General features: G+C 59.1%; 6 protein-coding genes. 2 read left to right on the top strand and 4 right to left on the bottom strand.

Annotation, left to right across the window (positions count from 1 at the left end):
* The first annotated feature begins 303 nt into the window (after positions 1–303).
* Both AC3WOG_RS37155 and AC3WOG_RS37150 read left to right on the top strand, forming a co-directional pair.
* A complete protein-coding gene (locus AC3WOG_RS37155; RefSeq protein WP_492582825.1) occupies positions 304–5,700 on the top strand; it encodes an NACHT domain-containing protein in 5,397 nt (1,798 codons plus the stop codon).
* 117 nt (positions 5,701–5,817) lie between these two features.
* On the top strand, positions 5,818–6,195 hold the full coding sequence (locus AC3WOG_RS37150) for a hypothetical protein (protein WP_492582824.1): 378 nt from the start codon (positions 5,818–5,820) through the stop codon (positions 6,193–6,195).
* Positions 6,196–6,204: 9 nt separating this feature from the next.
* Here AC3WOG_RS37150 and brxL read toward each other — a convergent pair whose 3' ends face one another.
* The 4 genes from brxL to brxC are packed head-to-tail and all read right to left on the bottom strand — an operon-like array spanning position 6,205 to position 18,338.
* Positions 6,205–8,298, bottom strand: coding sequence for a BREX system Lon protease-like protein BrxL (brxL, locus tag AC3WOG_RS37145; protein ID WP_492582823.1), 2,094 nt, complete (start codon positions 8,296–8,298; stop codon positions 6,205–6,207).
* Between the two features lie 5 nt (positions 8,299–8,303).
* Positions 8,304–10,832, bottom strand: a complete 2,529-nt coding sequence (locus AC3WOG_RS37140; protein WP_492582822.1) for a PglZ domain-containing protein — start codon at positions 10,830–10,832, stop codon at positions 8,304–8,306.
* Positions 10,829–14,704, bottom strand: a complete 3,876-nt coding sequence (pglX, locus tag AC3WOG_RS37135) for a BREX-1 system adenine-specific DNA-methyltransferase PglX (protein WP_492582821.1) — start codon at positions 14,702–14,704, stop codon at positions 10,829–10,831. The genes AC3WOG_RS37140 and pglX overlap by 4 nt, the downstream gene beginning before the upstream one ends.
* 1 nt (position 14,705) lies before the next feature.
* Positions 14,706–18,338 carry a BREX system P-loop protein BrxC gene (gene brxC, locus AC3WOG_RS37130; RefSeq protein WP_492582820.1) on the bottom strand — a complete coding sequence of 1,211 codons (3,633 nt, stop codon included), beginning with the start codon at positions 18,336–18,338 and terminating at the stop codon, positions 14,706–14,708.
* Positions 18,339–18,343: the final 5 nt, after the last annotated feature.

The raw sequence follows: 18,343 nt of genomic DNA, 5'->3' as shown, positions 1-18,343 counted from the left end.
GAGGTTAAACGTCCGAAACGGGACCGTTAACGGACCGTCCGCTGCTAGTATTCGGGGCGTGAAACAGCGGACATCCGCAGCCTCACAGGCAGTGTGTAGAATTGGCCTCCAACGGATTCCGTTGTTAGCCTTAAGACGGGAATCGGCGACATTAAGCCAGCTTCCGTCGCTTGTGCATCGCAGAAGTATCCGCGCTACTGCTAGCACGAGAACCCGTTCCCTCATTGTTCGCGCCAAGCTAGACTCGACTCCAAGTTGGATTGCGCTCGTCGGGTGTGGCCCTCGCATTTCAGGCTCGGACGAGTGCTGACGATTCGATTAGAGGCAAGTTTGACTAAATCGGCAAAGAACAAACCGGCGCCACAGCAGGGAGTGCCGAAAAAAAAACAGGCAACATCCACCGAACTGACCGGTGGCGCGGGGTTCACCTACGAAGACAAGGTGGCCGCCTACTATTTGGCGGCTCTCCTCCGCGGTGAGAAGGCGATGCTTCAGCACGGCAGTGTAAGCAGCGTTGCCGTCCAGCAGGCGGGCCACGACCAGCCGATGGATGATCTTATCGTCGAGTTTCGAGATACCGACGGCCCGAGAATGCTGGGTCTTCAAGTGAAGTCCACGATCACGGTGAGCGGGGCCGCTAGTAACAAGGACTTCCGCGACGTTCTCAACCGGGCGCGCGAGACCAGGCAGACTCCTGGTTTTCGAGCCGATCGGGACGTCTACGGTTACGTCGGCGAGAATGTAGCTGAGGACAGACATCGGTCGCTCAACCGCCTCATCGACTGGGCGGTAAGTAGTCCCACCCCTGCAGATTTTGACCGTCGCTTTGCGGAAGGTGGCGCAGCCGCAGCACCCGAACGTGCTCTTCGGGACGAGCTGGCCCCGCTAATCGGGGCGAGCAGCGCCGAGGACGAAAGGAATTTCTACCGACAGTTTGTTGCCGCTCGACTTAACGGCCTCGACGAGACCGGCATCGTTTGGACGGAGATCACAAACCGCCTACAAGAGCTTGTTTCGAGCAACGAGGATGGGCAGGAAGTTCTGCTTTTTGATCGCCTCTGCCGCATTGTTCGCGATGGCGCTGGCACAGCCCGCAAATGGACCCGCGCTACCCTGCTCGCGCAACTTCGCGGGTTCGTCCGGCTAAAGGTCTCACCGAGCTTCCGCGACGACATCGACACCCTTGTTCAGTTCTCCACTGATGGCCTCAACGAAATTGCCGAGAGCATCGACGGATTCGAGGTGAACCGGGCTGCTCTTCAACAAGCCGTAAATGAGCGCCTTGGCGTCAGCCGTGTCGTGAACATCAGCGGCCTCCCAGGGTGCGGCAAATCTGTCGTGCTCAAACGGGTAGCGGGAGAGGCCGGGAATCGCGGGCCGCTCCTTTTCCTGAAGTCGGACCGGCTGACCGGGAAGAGCTGGGTCGAGTTTGCGGCAGCGCTGGGCCTCAAACATCGGAAGCTTGATGACCTCCTCGCAGAGATCGGCTCAACCGGCACAGCTACGCTCTACATTGATGGGATTGATCGTATCAACCCCGACCAGAAGCGGATTATTCTTGACATCCTCAATGCGATCGAAGCTAACCCTGGCCTCAGCAATTGGCGGGTTCTGGCCACATCGCGCGACCAAGGGCTTGAAACATATCGCGCTTGGTTTCCAGAGACCTTCTATAGCGGCACTCAGATTGGTGACGTTCAGGTCGAGCCTTTCAACGACGACGAAGCTGAGGCCCTGGTGAAGAAAAAACCTGGGCTTCGTCACCTTTTGATGGGCACGCCGTCAGTGAAGGCGATTGCGCGGCGTCCGTTCTTCGCCGCGGTGCTTGCCCGAAGCTTTAGCGATGGGACGACCGAACCGCAGACAGAGGTCGATCTCATCAACGCTTGGTGGGCCCGAGCAGGGCACGATGCCCCGTCGGAGGTCGTGCCGCAGCGGCAACGCGCACTGCTCGATATCGCGGAAAAGGGAGTCGCCAACCTTGGGAAGAACGTCGCGGCCCGCTCGCTGGCACCACCCACGTTTGAGCACATCGCGGCGCTGAAGAGCGACCTGCTCGTGCGTGGAAACAACGGCGACGCCTCATATTCGTTTACGCACGACATATTCTTTGAGTGGACGTTCTTCCGCCTTCTCATCGAACTTGGCGACACGTGGATCGAAGGTCTGGCGCAGGCGGGCGAGCCCCCGCTACTCGGCCGCGTTGTCGGCCTTTTGTCCCAGCATTCGATCGCCGAGCCGGGCAAGTGGTCGACCAGTTACGCCGCCCTCGATCGATCCGCGCTTAGGCCCCAATGGCGTCGGGAATGGCTAACCGCACCACCGTTCACAAGCGCATTCGTTAGTAAAGGGAAGGAATTCACTGAGCTTGTGACGCCCAACGACTATGCGTTGCTCGAAAAACTTTTGGTCTGGTTCCAAGCCCAACACACAATTCCGAGCCCGACTGTCCTTGCCCATGCCTCGCCGGGTCAATCAGGGCTCGATCGGGTCGGCCTTGCCGAGCTTCTGAGTTGGCCCTCGGATTTCACAAGTTGGGGGCGTTTTCTTGACTGGCTTCTGCCGCTCGCGGCAACGCTGCCCGTCCGGCTTCTCCCTAGGGTCGTCGAAGTCTTCTCCGTTTGGCAGAACGCCCTTTCAGATTTCCGCGCGGCGCGAACAAAAGCCATCGTTACGACCTGCGCCGACTGGCTGATCGAATTTGAGAAAGCTGCTTATCCGGAAAATCGGGCATTCGAGCGCGGCCGGTGGGACGAGCTTGGTCGCGACGCGCAAAAGCAGTTTGCCACGGCGCTAAGAATCGTTGTCGTGCGGGCAGCGCGAGCGTTTCCCGAACACGCCAATGCGCTTTTCGATCGGGCGGTGACCGACAAGCAAATGCGCAGCGACGCGTATTCTGATCTCATGGCGCTGGCTTGGATGATGGCGGAGGTGTCGCCCGATCGATTGGCGGCTGTCACTAGGGCCGAGCTACAGCAGGAGTTGCCGCAGGATCACGTCGACCGCGAGGAGCGCGAACAGCGGGAAAGGGTCGAGTGGATCCAACGAATCCGCGTCAAGCCGGAAAGCGAACGTACTGACAATGAAAGGCGGGCGCTAGAACATCCGCACTTCCACATCCCGCACAGCTATGAGGGTTATGGCCGCGAGGATATCGGGATCGACCGACATCACAACTTCTATTACCCGGTCTCATCTGCGCACGAACCCTTCGCCAGCCTCTTCGCCAGGAAGCCGGATGTTGCCCTAGAACTGGTTCGCGATCTCTCCAATCACGGAACGACCGGCTGGCGGCAGATCGCGAACATCACCCGTCATAAACACGGCACCCCGATCCCGGTGACGATTGTTTTTCCGTGGGGCGAGCAGCAGTTTTGGGGCGATTGGCCCGCTTACAATTGGCAGCTTGGCCAGCTCGGCGCGCAGCCGCTTGAGTGTGCCTTTCTGGCCATGAGCTATTGGGCCTTCCGCCAAATCGAAAGCGGCCGCCCCGTCGACGAGGTGATCCAGCTCATCGTGCAGGGCAACGAGGCGATCGCCGCCCCGGGCCTAGCGCTTCGCTTGGCGTTGGAGACGTTTCATATCTCCGAAGTCACTCTGGCTCTGGTGGCATGCCAACGCCTTTGGCCTTTCGATATTGCGCGTGTGCGCCAAGAGCCGACGCGAAACATCGACCTGTTTGGGCTGGGACTGATTAATCAGCTAACCGGCGACAAGAAAGTTGCACAGGACTACCTGGATAAGCGGCTGAGCCGGTTCCGCGACGTGAAGCACCTCGCCATGCAGTTCGCGGTGAATGGCGATGACGCGCTCACCGAACGGTTTAAGCTGGCATTGGCCGATTTTGTCACTGCGCTCCCCTTCGAGCTAGAAGAGCAGCGCTCCAATCCCGCAGCAAAGGTAACGCTCACCGAACAGGCGGAAGAATATGCGGCGCTTGCCATCGTCGAAAATTACCAGGGATATCGCACGCCCGATAAACAGAACATGGTTGTCTATCAGCCCCCGCTTTCGTCGGAGACTATTCAGCGCGGCGAGGCAGCGGGCGTGTACTTGCAGCAAAACAGTATCCTGGTGTGGGCGATGAAATCGTTGCGTGCTTTCGCGCTCGCCCCCGACAAGACGTTGGCTGGTGCAGTCGCGCTTGCTCGCCCGCTGGACCATTCGACGCTCTTTGCGGAGCGCTTGGATGTCGAAGGTCACACGCCCCAAAGCGTGGTCGCGGCCGTCGCTGCGTGTGTCATTTGTTTCGGCGACGCCGCGTCCGACGACTACAAATGGGCGATGGATGTACTGGCGCGGGTCTACGGGATGAAGGAGCCTGCGGGATTTTTCTACGGCTCGAAAATCGCCTGGCATCCTGTGCGGCAATTGATCTTCGCTTTGCTCCATCTGCGGCGCACCAATCCGTCTGACCTCGGGCCTGCGCGACAGTTGGTCTGGTTGACGGCTCACCCGCACGAGGAGGCCGCCGACTTTGCATTCACAGCGCTACTTGCCGACCCCGATGCACATGTGTCGTGGGTCGTGGCTCAACTTGCGCTGGAAAGGGCGCTCTACTACCGACCGGCGATAAACGAAGACGGCGAGCGGGACAATCGTAAGGCAACAAAGGCGGCGAAAGCCGCGCTTGATCGAGCCCTCGAGGGACTCAAATCAAAGAAGTTTGAACCTTTTGGCCCGCTGCCGCCCGCTTGGGTCAAGTTGGCGTCAGCTTCGGACGACGAGGATGATGCTGACGACAACGGTAGATGGTCTGAACCTGATCCTCTGTTTGATCCGCAACGGGTCGAGAAACACCTTGAGAAATTCCCGATCGAGAAGTGGTGCGCGTCAGATGAGACAAAGCCGCTTGTGCTCGCGTTGATCCGAAGCCTCGTCAACTGGACAGTGCTGCGCATGAACCCGCAGGCAAGCACGGGACGGCGGCGCGACCGTACCACCGATCTGATCGGTTGGAACGACGCGTTGGGTGATATGTTGGCTCGTGCAGCGCCATTCTTCGATCTTGCCCTCGTCAAGACTGAGCTTCTTGCGCCCTTCTTGCAGAAGCAAAGCGACGACGGACTTGATGTTATCTCCGCGTTCACCGACAGGTTGGTCACGCGCCACGTTCTGGACGCTCCAGCAATACCGGCCGGTACTTTTGAGTTGCTGGGGCTCTGCGTTGACCACGTAGTTGCTGACAGCACGTTTCGGCCGGGCGGATACCGCGCGGGAGAAGTCTCCGGCCACGATATGCCGAAGCTCATCGAGGCCCTCCTAATGGTCAATGTCGAAAGGGCTACCGGAGCCGCCCGCTTCGTAAATGGCGATTGGTCCGAGATCGGTCTGGTCATGCCGACGGTTACTCGCTTGGTGACGGCTACGGGATGGTCAACTTTCGTCATGTCGAAGTTTCTGCTGCTATGTCAACGCACCGGGACCACGTACCCGCTCGACCAGTTCGTTCAACAGGTCAGTGCAGTACTCGCGAAGTTGGACAACGCAAAGGGCAACTGGGTCGGAACCAGCCTTCCGGCGCGAACGGCAGCGGCGGTGCAACGGCTCGCGGACGCCAATTTTCCGCTACGGCCCGATCAAGCCCAGGGTCTGTTGCGAATTCTCGACGCTTTGATCGACCTTGGCGATCGAAGAAGTGCTGCACTTGAACAAACCGAGGCATTCAAGGGAGTGCAAGCCCGATCCTCGATCCGATGACAATCGGATCGTCGCTTCTCGTTTGCCCACCCCGCAAGGAACACCGCGGCTAATGTAGCGACGAGCTGGCAACTCCATGCTTTTGACGCCAACATGCCGCGTCAGCGGTGCGTTTGCATGTCCGCTTATGGGATCCTGCAGGGACATGCTTATCGCACGGGTCTCGCCATTGCCCAGGCACTGGCCGCGCGCGATCCGGCCAATACCGGCTGGCAACGCGATCTGGAGGACAGCCACGTCAAGATCGGCGACGTGCTGCGCGCCCAAGGCGACGCGCCGGGCGCACTTGCGGCGTATCGCGCGGCCTTCGCCACCGCCGAGGCGCTGGTCGCGCGCGATCCGGCCAACACTATCTGGCAACGCGATCTGGCGGTCAGCTACAACGAGACCGGTGACGTGCTGCTCGCCCAGGGCGACGCGCCGGGCGCGCTGGCCGCCTATCGCTCGGGCCTCGCGATTGCCGGGACGCTGCCCTTGGTAGGGCGTCCCCTCTGAAAGCCAGCCTCACGCCCGGAAAATATCCACTTTAGTCTCCAGGCACTTTCGCAGGCTCAGATCGTTCGCCCCAACCTCGAACCTGCCGCCCGGCTTCTGATAGAAATCCAGGCCGCGACCGATCTTGATAATCCAGCCGTTGTCGAGGCGGATCTCGCGGTCATGGATGTTGGGGTTGAGTTTCACCCCCAGCTCGACGTCCAGCTCCAGCAGACTTTGCTTGAGTTCTTCGAGCTTTTCGGCAATTTCGGCCAGCTGCGTCTTGTCGTCGTAGCCAGTGATCAAGCTGATCTTCTTCACAGTACCAGCCTTCAACACAGTCTCGCAAAAGCGAACGAAGTTCTGAATCTGATGTTGGAGCCGGATGTACGGGTCTTCAATGACGACGGCCTTCGCGCCCTGCAAGTAGGGGCCAAGGATCGATTCATAGCTGTAACCAGTGTCGCCATAGAGGATGCTGAAGTGCTGTTCCTTGAGCTCCACGGTTGTTGGCGTAACCACCGCAGGTGTCGGAGCAGTCGCCGACGGAGCTACTGGAGGCTCCGCTGCAACGGCGGGCGGGGGTTGAACGGCTGGCTGCACTTCGACTACCGCGCTGGGCTGCTGATCCACCTGAGTCAATCTGCGACGAGCTGGCTGCTGTGTTGCCGCAGCATCTTTCGATTCGGGGCAGAAGACCACCACCTCCTCACCGCTGGACTTGAAATAGGAAAGATTGATGCGCGCAAATTCATCGTCAGGCTTGCGTTTGTTCATCTGCTCCTTAACGCGGCGGCGGCACTCGGTCGCGTAAGCCACGTACTCTTCGAACTCCTCGTCTGACGGCGGGCCATTCGGATGCAGGATCTTCAAAAACGCACAGACGGTCTTCTTGATGCCTTTTTCGTCGCGCCCCTCGATCGACTTGCCAAGATGAATGCGCTTGCTGACTTCCTCATACCGGTTCGTGTGCTTGAATTGGTAGTGGAAGGCCTCGGCAAGGTAGTCCGTAATAAATCCATACCGGCTGGTCAGAAACTCACTGCTGTTCTTGGGCATTTCCCAGCCTGGGATATAGGCAGCAAAACGATCCATCACCGCCAGGTCAAGTTCGGGGGGCAGTGGCTGAAACAAGTCGTACTCGTTAGAATTCACCACTTGCTGCACTGAGACATCAATGTTGCCAACGAAGCTCAAACTGGCATCGGCAATGACCTCGGCGCCGCGCGAGAAACGGCCATTGGCCATGAAATCTTTCATGATCTGTATCGTGTCTGGATCACGGACCTTGATCCCGCCGACTTCGTCAAAGGCCACTGTGTCCCAATAGCCGACCAGGCCCACCTTGCGACGCGCGTTGTTGTAGAACAGCGTGGACTTCGTCGCCTGTCCGCCCGAGATCAGCGTGGCATAGGGCGAAAATTCGCTGAAGAAGTAGGACTTACCGGTGCCGCGCGGTCCCAGTTCGATGTAGTTGTAGTTGGGTTCCACCAAAGCCGCCAGCCGGGCGATGAAGTGCATCTGTACGCGTTTCGAGAGCTTGCCTGGTTCTAAGCCAACCGACCTCAAAACAGCCGCGATCCACTCGTCGCGTGTGAGAGCCGCACGACCTTCGGTGTAGCGGTCGAAGTCGAAGCGCGAGAGTTGAATCGGCCGGAGATCCTCGATGGAGAACGCGTAGTCGTCGTCGTCGATATCGTTATGCGCGAGGGTCACCTCGGCCCAGATGCCCCCTTCAAGCAGTCGATCGTTGTCACGATAGAACCTCTCGCCGATCGCGATGCGCTGCGAGTTGAAGTTTTCCAGAGATGCCCAGTGGCGCTTCTCTTTCTCGACATAGCGAACGTGGACCTTGTCGATAAACCGGTGCTTGCCCTTGGTGGCCACCTTGGACTGAGCCGCATTGGCTTCATCCGGGCGAACGTAGTTCTCCTGCAAGGAGGACAGCACCGCCTCCATGCCGGCATCCATCTCCGCCTGATCGTTACTGGCGCAGTACTTAGCGAGCAGAAATTCCAGGACGAAAGTCGGGACGTTGGTGCCTTTTTTGATCCGATGCAGCAAGTCCTTGCGCAGCACTTTGCCGTCGAACGTCGCATTTAGCTTTTGGTCCAGTTCGTCCATAGGGTTCACTCCGTATAGTCGGTTTCAATCGCAAGAGCGCTGTACGCCGCGAGCGTGGTCGGATTCAGCGCCTTGACCGAGAATTTGCCCCTGAACTCGTCATCCATGCGCAATGCAATTTGCTTGCGCTGGCCTGCCATCAAGGTCACGGTTCGGGTGGCGGGATTCACGTCGCCGCCTGGGCGTGGCTCACCGACCACCTTACCCTTGCTGTCCTGCGCTTCCAGCAAGATCTCGACGCTCATGTCTTGCGAAAACATGTCGTCGGCAACCAGTATCACTTCGATGACGGGCAGCATCGTAGTAATTCGTTTGGCGCCATTTTTGTAGCTCAGCTCCACCACCACCTTGCGCAGTTCCGCATGGGCGGCGGTATCCAGGCGTGCCACCAGCACAGGTACAACGGCCTCCGCCAGGGACGCTCCGCCGTGGAAATACAGATGCCCCGAGCGATAGGGCGCCATGCTGCGGGGCAGAGCCACTTGGGAGAAGTCGCCCCGAATGCCGACCTTCTCCGCGCTGACCACCAGGCTGTGACCGTCTGCCGAGCCGTCGCCCAGCATCATGCGGTCATGCGCATTCACTGGCCATTTGCCCTGGGGTTTGACGCACACATCCCCAGCCTCCGCTTGCGCATTGAGGAAGAAGCCATGGTCGGTCACGATGACCGCTTCTTTAAATCCCATGCCACGCAGCTTATGCAGTGCGACGCGAATCAACTTAAGCGTGCCGGGGATCAAGCCTAGCGTCGTCTCGGGGTTGCTCTCCAGCTGGCTGTCGATTTCCGTGGAGCGCAGCACCAGCAGGTCGACGGTCTCTGAAATCTTCGGTTTGCCACGCACGAAATCGTTGAGCAGCATTTCCGAGAAGCGGTCTCCATAACGCTTGGCTAGCACATTCATGCGCTGCGGGACGTTGCCCACCGACACCCCCGCCAGCTTGGGCACGAGTGAGTCGCCCTCCAGCGACAAGGTCAAACCTGTGCGTGCTCCGGGGAGCAAGCTCGCCATACCCACCAAAGTGATGCTCGGCAGCTGAGCGTAGGCCGCGTGCAGCTCGACCGGGCCGTCCTCTACCAGCAGTTTTTCGAGCGCCACACCCAACTCGTAGCGCAGGGCGTCCACCATCAGGTAGGCCACCTTGCGGCCGCCTTCTTTGAGCCGATCTGCCACCAACCGATCGAAGGTATCGGCGTTGGCCAGGCGCCCGCTAGGCGGCCAACCAGCGGTCTCGACGTGCTTCACGAACACACCCTGAACCTTTTCGGCCAGACGCCGATAGCGAGCCCGTGCCTGGTTGATCACCTCGTGCATCAAGCCGTGCTGGTCGAGGAAGTCGCCTGCGGCTTGCTCGAACTCGCGCTGCAGGCGATCTGCTTCACGCAGGCTGCCCAGGTAGAAATCGATCAGCTCAGCCTGAGAGCGTGAGTGGTCTGGCAGCAGACGTTCAAAGTCTTCGCAGGCCTCGACCAGGCTCAGCCCGGACCGCACCAACTCCCACTGCGCCTGACTTTCGCCTTTGCCCAGCCACACCGAGCTTTTATGACGGGTCAGCACACGGCGTGTGGCATCAGTGTCGCCGGTCACGATGCCTTTGATCGCCGTGCGCAGGAAGGTCCGCTCCTCGAAGGGGAAAGTGTCGCGCTCCCCCAGGTCTTCAATCGACCCACACAGATCCGCCAGATTGAGCACTGTCTCGATGCCCTCGGCTCGCTCGATGTACACCGCGCGTGACTTCGGGTCGCTGCGCAGGCGGTCGCACACATCCTCGACGATAGGCCTGGCTTCCAAGGGGGCATATGGCACCCCTTTCAGGGTCTCTGGCAGCGCCAACGGTAAATCAAAAACGAACTCGCTGAACAGCAGATAGCGCCAAAGTTCATCCGCCAGGGCGGACCACGTCTTGCCGCGCGTCTTCACGCTCAGACCCAATGTGGCGCGGAGGAAGTCGCGCGCCTCTTGCACCCAGCCTTCCTGCCCCTTCAGCGCTTCGGTTTGGCTTGCGCTCGGCGCCAGTAGCGCCGCCAGAATCTCCCGGCCGGATTCCACCCGCAAGGTTGCCCGCAACTGGGGCCAGCTCACGCCGCCGCCGATGGCATCGATCACCGCAAAGGTCGGCCCCGCAGGCGACCCGGCAAACACCTGGCGGATCTCGGTGGCGTGATCCGGCCTGGCACGCAGGCAAAGGCTCAGATATTCGTCACCATCGTCCTGCGGGAACACCGCGCCGCATTCTGCATACAGCGCGAACGGGTCCGCCTGCTTTTGCTCGTCGGTTTCTGGCCGCCGGAAAGGCACATAGATCAACACCCCTTCCAGTGGGGCCTTGGGTTGCCCTACCTCGCGTAGTGCCAGCAGCGCCGCCTGGCGGCTTTCAATGCTACTTTCTGAGGCATCCACTACCCGCACCTTGCCTGCCGCCAGATCGAAACACTGCTCGCGGTAACGCTCGTCAGCGTCGTACACCACCATGCAGCCGGCTTGCTTCAAGCGCGGCCGCAGCACGCTCTCTCGGATAAATTCAGCAATACTCATTCATCACCCCCGTCCATCTTCCTGCCGCGCGCCTTTTTCGGTTTGGCCTCGGGCTCAATATACAGATCCTCCAGCCTGTGCGCGATGGCCAGCGACTTGTCGGTCTTAGACTTCTCGCGCACGCGATCGGGCCAGTAGTTCATGGCGAGATGTGCCCAATCGTAGTCACCTTTATCCAGCTTAGCCCAAGTGTCCTTGAGCACCTTCTGCCAAGGCTTGTGGCGAAACAACGGCCACAGTGGCGCAGCACAGATTTGGACCCCGTCATCTCGGTTAGGGTTGTAGTTGCGAGCCAGCCTGAGCACGGTATCGCGCAGCTCAATCAGTTCCAACTCGAAGGCTTGCAACGCCTCAAACTGCTTTTCATCGTCGCGGGTGCGGGCTGCGCCCTTGTTACGCAGCTGAGTCACATCGTCACCAACGTCTTTGAGCTTGGGCTCGACGAAATCGTTTATAGCGGTGTACAGCGTTTGGCTGTTGAGATTGTGATAATAGATCCAAAGGGTGTAGCTACCGGAAGTAGTGGACAGCGGCCAGTAAATCGGCGCCTTGCGGCGGCTCTTAGAATACTGGCGTAGATGAAATGCGAAGAAATCTCGTTGCAACCAACGGCGAACATCATTCGGCACCGCCACGTTAACGCGCGCCAGCACTTCCTCGATAAGCCGGGCGAGGTCATGCGGGTGTCCCGGGTCGTCCACCAAGATGCCGCCTCTGCCATGAAATGCTTCCGCGTCGTCACAAAGCATGCCCGGGCTTTGTGACGGCAATGGATCAAACGATGCGGGCTCAAGCGGGGTCTGGCGTTCCCCCGTCGCAAGCCTCCAATCAAACCGGCCAAAGGCTACTCCAACTGCCCACGAATGACGCGCACATGCCTTATCAACAAGTTCGCCCGCCTCAGCGGTATTTTCATCGTGCGCTTCGTCATCAGCGTCGACGTCGACCGCTCCAGGCGTTCGTACCAATGCCTCGTTGTGATCTCGCTGAAGAACACGAAATTCATCTGGCGTGAGCCCACACAAGTCAGCTATACGTCTATCGAAAGTCATGCCGATGAGGGTTTCACGATCGAAGGGTTGACGTCCTTCAGATTCATCATTGAGCGATGGTGATGTGAATAAAATTTCAGTCTCATCGCGTTTAAATCGTTCCGCCATACGACCACGTACATCGGAGATAATTCGCGACGCCTCACTGAGGTCATCCGCATCCGGCTTGACGTACGGTATCGCCGAAACCATCGAATTTTGGAACTTTAGCCGCCAGAATGCCTCGCCGCGGAAGCGCGCAACAGCAGTGGCAAGGTTTGATGACAACAGTACCGCCAACCACATCTCGCTATTCAGGTCAGGGTAAACCTGACTCCTACCTGCGGTCGGAATAACACCTGCCGGCACCAAATACGGAACCAAGCGACTCGAACGCAGCATATAGCTCAATGCTGGCAGAAAATAGGAGCTCTCTGAACGAACGTACTTCGACGGGGAATCGCCTTTTCCTACGTGGAAAGCGCGAATCTCTTCGCCATCCATCAGCCAATTTACGCAAACATGTATGGACGACAGCATTGGCGAAGCAGCCTCAGTTTTTGAATACCACGCCCATTTTTTTTTAGCACTAGACTCAAGGCACTCGATCCGCAGAGTTTGAAGATTAGATTTCTCGGACGGCACGACAATACGACCATTGTCTACCTCCCACCAAAGCCTCAGAAATCTGAAATCGTCTCCAGTCTGCAGACCAACTCGAATGGAACATGCAGACGGATCAATTGCAGGATGGGCTGCGATCTTCTTTGCAATCGAATCATTGATCCAATACACGTAAGGCATATCTTCGAAAACTGAGAACTGCTCGACCCGCCTCCTAAAAAAATTGGGACCACTGCAACCGCCCTTCAGCAAGCCAATTGATTCGAGCAGGCCGTCGTTTTTTTCGATTCGATTAAGTTCCCGAAAGAAGATCGCTTCGTCTCCCTTTCCGTTGCTCCGCTCCCACGTGACGGCTGCCGTTTCCACCATCGCATCGAGCACACCCTCGCCTAGGTCGGCAAAACTCTCCAGCGTGAGCTCCTCCGACAGCACCGACTTGCGAAATGCAGAGAAACTCTGAAGAAAGAAGCATGTGCGGCTGACTATCGCCCCGACACGGCCGCCGGGCCGCAATAATTGCGTTGCGCGCTCGATAAACTGAGTAAGAATATTTCCCTTGGATCGCGGCAGAGTCTCCTCAAGGTAAGATTTTGTCGAACGTGCCGGCTCTCCAAATGGTGGATTCATCACCAAGACATCAAATCGCTCGCGCAAGAGATCAATTAGTCGCAGGCCGTCCAAGGCATCTTGAGCAAATAGCCGTGCTTGATATGTCGATTTCGCCGCATGGGAAAAGCCGACGAGAGCTTCTCGCAACCTGGTTTCGGCCTGCCACCAAGTCTCTTGCTCTTGTTCAGCAAATAGACCGGTCCCTTCCCCTACATAGATTTCCCGAACGAGCCTTGGAAGGTCTTTTTCGACCTGTAGCAGTACTCCTAGTTCGGGAAGGCCCTTCAGAAGCTGCAATGCTTTCTCAAACAGTTCAGCATCCCGCTTGTCTAGCTCGGCCGAAAACTGCCGACGATGCTCGCGCTCCGCCGGCGGTGCAGTCGCAGCGATGACGTGACCATGGCCAATTAAGGGACGATCTTTGGCCTTAACCCCTGCTTCGTGCCAGGCTCGCTGTGCTCGCAGCCATAGCGCCAGCGAAGCGATTTGCGCAGCACGTGGGTCGATGTCTACGCCGTAGATGTTGTGCTCGATGATCAGGCGCGGCACGTCACGCAGGAACGCTGCCTCGTCGGCGTAGGTTTGGCTCAGCGGCTTTAATACCGCCGAGGCGTGGGTGGAAACGTCCAGCGAGCCTGGGCCATGCTGCCGCTCCCAATCCCACGCTTCACGGTAAATCTCGACGAACAGGTCGAACGCGTAAAGGCCGAAGTGCATGGATCCGCAAGCCGGGTCCAGCAATTTCAAGGTGCGAGGGTCGCGCAACTTGAGGGCAGTCCTGGGCTCTTCATCAGGTTTTGCCAGCAGGTATCGGCAATGCTCGCGCAGTTTAGTCTGTCCACCCGTTGCGTTGAACCACAGACGACCCAAGGTGTTGTCCACCAGAAACTCGACCACATAGCGTGGTGTGAAGAACTGGTTGCGCACTGCTAGCTCTCGACTATTGCGCGGCGCCTGTGAAGCATCACGCATCGCCTTGCGTTCTTCCTTGGAGTTGAAGTACTGGTAGATCCAGCCGATGGTTTCGTCCTCGCTCCACAGCGGGGCGATGTCGGCATTGTTGATCAGGTTAAGCGCTTGCAGCAGCGCTGCTTCGCGCGGGAACAAGCGGCCTTGGGGCGAGTAGCGATCGAACAGTCCTGGCAGGTCTTGGCTCAGCTCATCGAACACACTGAATAAATAGGTGCGATAGGCATCGCCGGTTTCACCCAGTCCTGTGCCGGCAAGACGGGCGTAGAGCTGAAACCCTTTGGCCTGGAAGCCATCGCCCACCGACTCGACCAACAACCCGCGCGCCTCGGCCATGCGCAACGCTGCCAAGCGGTTGAGCACAGTAAAGGCCTGTTCGCGAACGATACGGTCCAGCCCCTGCCTGGCATCCATGTCGCCACCGGCACAGTAGTGCGCCAGGGTGTCGCGCAAGATGCGCGCGGATTCGCGCTGTGCGTCATTGATGTGGCGCAGGTTGGCCAGTTCCGCAACGCTGCCTGCGTTCGGGTCCATGCCGTAGTCGTTCTGGAGTTGACGGGTGAACTCCTCTTCCAACACGCGGCGCGCGTCGTTGACAAAGCGCTGCAGGCGATTTCTTGTGGTTTGGTCGAAGGCCATGCTACTTCTTGCCTCCGTTACCTACCGAGAACGTCACTTCGATCTCCGAGTAGAGGCCGAGCTGCGCCTTGATTTCGTGGAGTTGCTGGATCAACGAGTCGATGTCCGCGGCCGATGTCATCTTCTCTGGTACGGAGATCGACTTGGAGAGCTTGACCGGACCTTTCTCGCCGGTCTTGGCCCGCTCTTCCTCCATACTTTGGCGAAGGCGCTCCTGGCCCTGGCGCTGGATGGAGCGCTTGAGCTCTTCGAGGGTGCTGTTGATGTCGTAGTCGCGGGCCAGGAGCTTCTTGAGTCCGGCCAGATCGTGGGTGGCTGCCAGAGCGAGCCCGTCCAGCCGGTTCACTGCGTTGCCACGCTCTTCTTGGGTGAGTCCGTCCCATTCGGGGATGCGCTGCAAGTCCTCGACGCCTTCCCTCAAACGCAGCTTCTGCTGCTCTGACAGGGTAATGACCGCATCACGCACACGGCCCTTCAGGTGGGTGAGCTGCGAATTGAAGTCGGCCGTGTGTTTGTAGAAGTCCTCTTTGCCCAGGCGCTCTGACAGGGTTCCAAGGTCTTCACTCAGTTCGCGGCGCAGCTCACCCGGCACTCCGGTGTCGGGCAATGCCTCGATGTCGCGGCGATGTGCTTGAAGATCCCGCAGGGTGGTGTCGAGTCCGTTGTCGAGCACGCGCTTCACTTCGAGCGCCCACTTGAGGTTGTCGTAAATGGCGGAGGTTTCGGCACCCAGGCGCTGGGGGGCATCCGAGGCATCGGTGAACAGGACGTCGGCAATGTCCTGGTTCAAGGTGCGGATGCGATCGCTGCCCGCCAGCCCAAGACCACAGAGCTTTTCGGCCAAGGAGCCGTAATCGTGCTGGAAGCGCGGGAAGTACTTGGCTGCTGCCTTGCTGATCTCCTGCTCTAGCGGAATGACCATGTCGCCGACCAGTTCGGTGAGCCGCTCCGCCGCCCGCCCGAGGGTTTCGATGGACGGGCGCTCGTCGCGCAGCGCGACACCGATCTGCTTGAAGGAGTTGTTGGTCTTGAGGGCATCGATCGCCTGTTGGCCAGCGGCAGTAACTTCTCGCCCTGAGACCTTGAGCTTGACTTCACCGGCCATCAGCATGGCAGCGACGATGTAGCGCGTTGTATCTGGCGACCAGCCGAAGGGGTCACTGCTGAAATCGTCGAGCAGGCGCTTGCCATCGACCGTGCCGCGCTTGTCGATGTAGTCGCGGATGCTGATCATCGCCTTGTGATCGGTCTTGAACGAGGCGCGACCCGCAGCCGTCTGCACCAGGCCGAGTGGGTCCAGGCTGCTGCTGATGGCGGCGGGGTTTGCGACCCTCAGAAATTTCTCGGCGGTGTCGGTGCCGGCGCGCACCGGGGCTTCGACATAGCGGTCGAACACCTGGTCAGCCACATCGGAGAGCAGCTTCTTGGCCGCTTCCAGCAGGTCTGCATCCAGCGCCGATACCGCCGTGGCCTGGCCACGGAAAACAAACGAGCCGGACTGCAGGGTCTGCTTGATCTTGCTCTGGAGTTGGGTCGCGAGCTTGGCGGCGCGATCAAGTTGACCTGTGCAATAGTCTTTGACCTCCTGATCCGGCTCATTGCGATGCAGTTCGGCGATGCGCTGGCAGCGATAGATTTCGTTGGCAAGGTCGTCCAGCTCATGGTTGGACCGGGCCAAAAGTCCGATGATGTTACGACCCGCGCGGCTGCGGGAGTCGTCCAGCATGCGGTTCTTGGCGGCCTCGTAGTCGCTGGCAGGCACCAGCTCTACGACGGTGTGGATGGTGCTCTGATCACCGGCCAGGCTGGTGATGGCGCTGCCTGCCTGGACTTTCAAGCCAGTAGCGACGGCCATCGTGCCGTGGAGGCTGACCCGGGGCAGCGGGTCGAAGGATTCGCGAAGCGCATCGTTGAAGATGCGCTTCACATCCACGGTGCGCAGCGCAATGGCGCCACGCTCCTGTTCGATGTCGCGCAGCTTCTCGCTGAGGAACACGAGGCTGCCATCTTTCTCACCGAGCGGGACATGCACGTCACCCAACATTTCTTCCACGGCCTTACGTACCGTGTCGAGCTGCGACGGCGCAGTGACGGATGGATGCATCAGGCTGGTGACGTTCTGCACCGACACCGGCAAGTTGCCGAGGATCTGCAACACGGCGACCGACTTCGCGATGTCCTGATGGAGCTGCGAATCCGGGAAGCGAATCTGAACCTTGCCAACCGCCTGATGAATGGAGGTAAAGGCACGGCGGATGTCCTTCTCCAGTTCGTCGTACAACGTGACCGTGGTGGCGACCCAGCCTACTGGGTGATCGGCCATCGCCTTGGAGCCGCCTTCGCCTTTGAGGACGTCCTGGATCACCTTGATTGCAGAGCGCAGGCCGATGCCACCGGTGGACTTGGCGAGGGCGCCAAGCAGGTGCAGCAGAATGTCAAAGTGAGCCGGCAGGAATGGGTAGAGATTGGTGAAGCTCTCCTTGCTGAAGTCCGTGTCGTAATACTTGGCGTCCTGCAGCTTGGTGTTGTGCCGCAGCGCCTGGCCGTGGGCATCGAACAGCTTGCCAAGCTCGGTCTCGCCGGCCGGCGATTTACCGAGCAGACGGCGATAGCAAATCTCTTTGATATCGCTCGATTCCAGGTCGATCTGGATCGGGAAACGATCCTTGAGCTTGTAGAGCTTGTCCGAGTTCAGCGCTGCGCGGGGGTCATCTTCGGTAAGCGTCTGCTGCGCGGTAGAGATGATCCAGGCCTTGCCGTCGCCCAGCCGCTTGAGGTTCTTAGCCAAGCCATCAAGGTTGAGGATCAGGTTGTCGCGCGAGGCAATGTACTGGCCGACCTCGTCGACGATGAAGATGATGTTCTGTTTGCCACTTTTCTCGCGGACGATGTCGATCATCTCCTGCACACGCTGGTCTTCGAACTGGAAGAAGCCCTCAGTGCTGGACGAGAAGGACTTGGCTTCCGGGAAGAGCGCTGGGTACATCTCGTGGGCGATCTTCGGAATCAGCCCGTCGATGGCCAGTGGGTTGTTTTGGACGCGAACCCAGGTCGCACCGGGCAGCGCCTTGGCGATGCGCTCATGAAGCTCGGGGGTGCGGCCGTCCTTCTCGATCATGCGTTCGAAGGCGGCAACCTTGAGGTTCCTCGAGTAACCGGCCCACTGTAGCACTTTGAAATAGAGGACGGTGGAGACGTCTTCCATCGTGGCGCCGGCGAGCATTTCACTAGCAAGGTCCAGCATGACCACGGCGGCCGGAAACCGCTGTGCGACGGTGCTCAGCAGGGCCTTGGTCTGCGGCTTGTGCAGCCGGTCCTGCAGGTATTTGATGAATGGCGTGCCGTCGATGGTGCGCTGATCATCAAACGCCAGGCCGAGATACTTGGTGAACGAGCTCTTACCTGACCCGTAGAAGCCCGAGACCCAGACACCGACCTCATTCTCCCCGCCGGACTCCATCGCCAGCTGCATGCGGTCAAGGAGCTTGCGGAACTGCTCCTCAATGCTCTCTGTGACCACATACTCGGAGATCTCAGCCTTCAGGCGGCCCTCTTGCGAGGCGCCATAGGTGATGACCTTCTCGATGGTCCGGTAGATGTCCTTGCTTGGATCGAAGAGTGATCGGATGCTCATAGGTT

The organism is Paraburkholderia sp. FW306-02-B (assembly GCF_058782725.1).
Note: the sequence above shows the minus strand (reverse complement) of the source record. Positions and strands in the feature narration are given on the sequence as shown.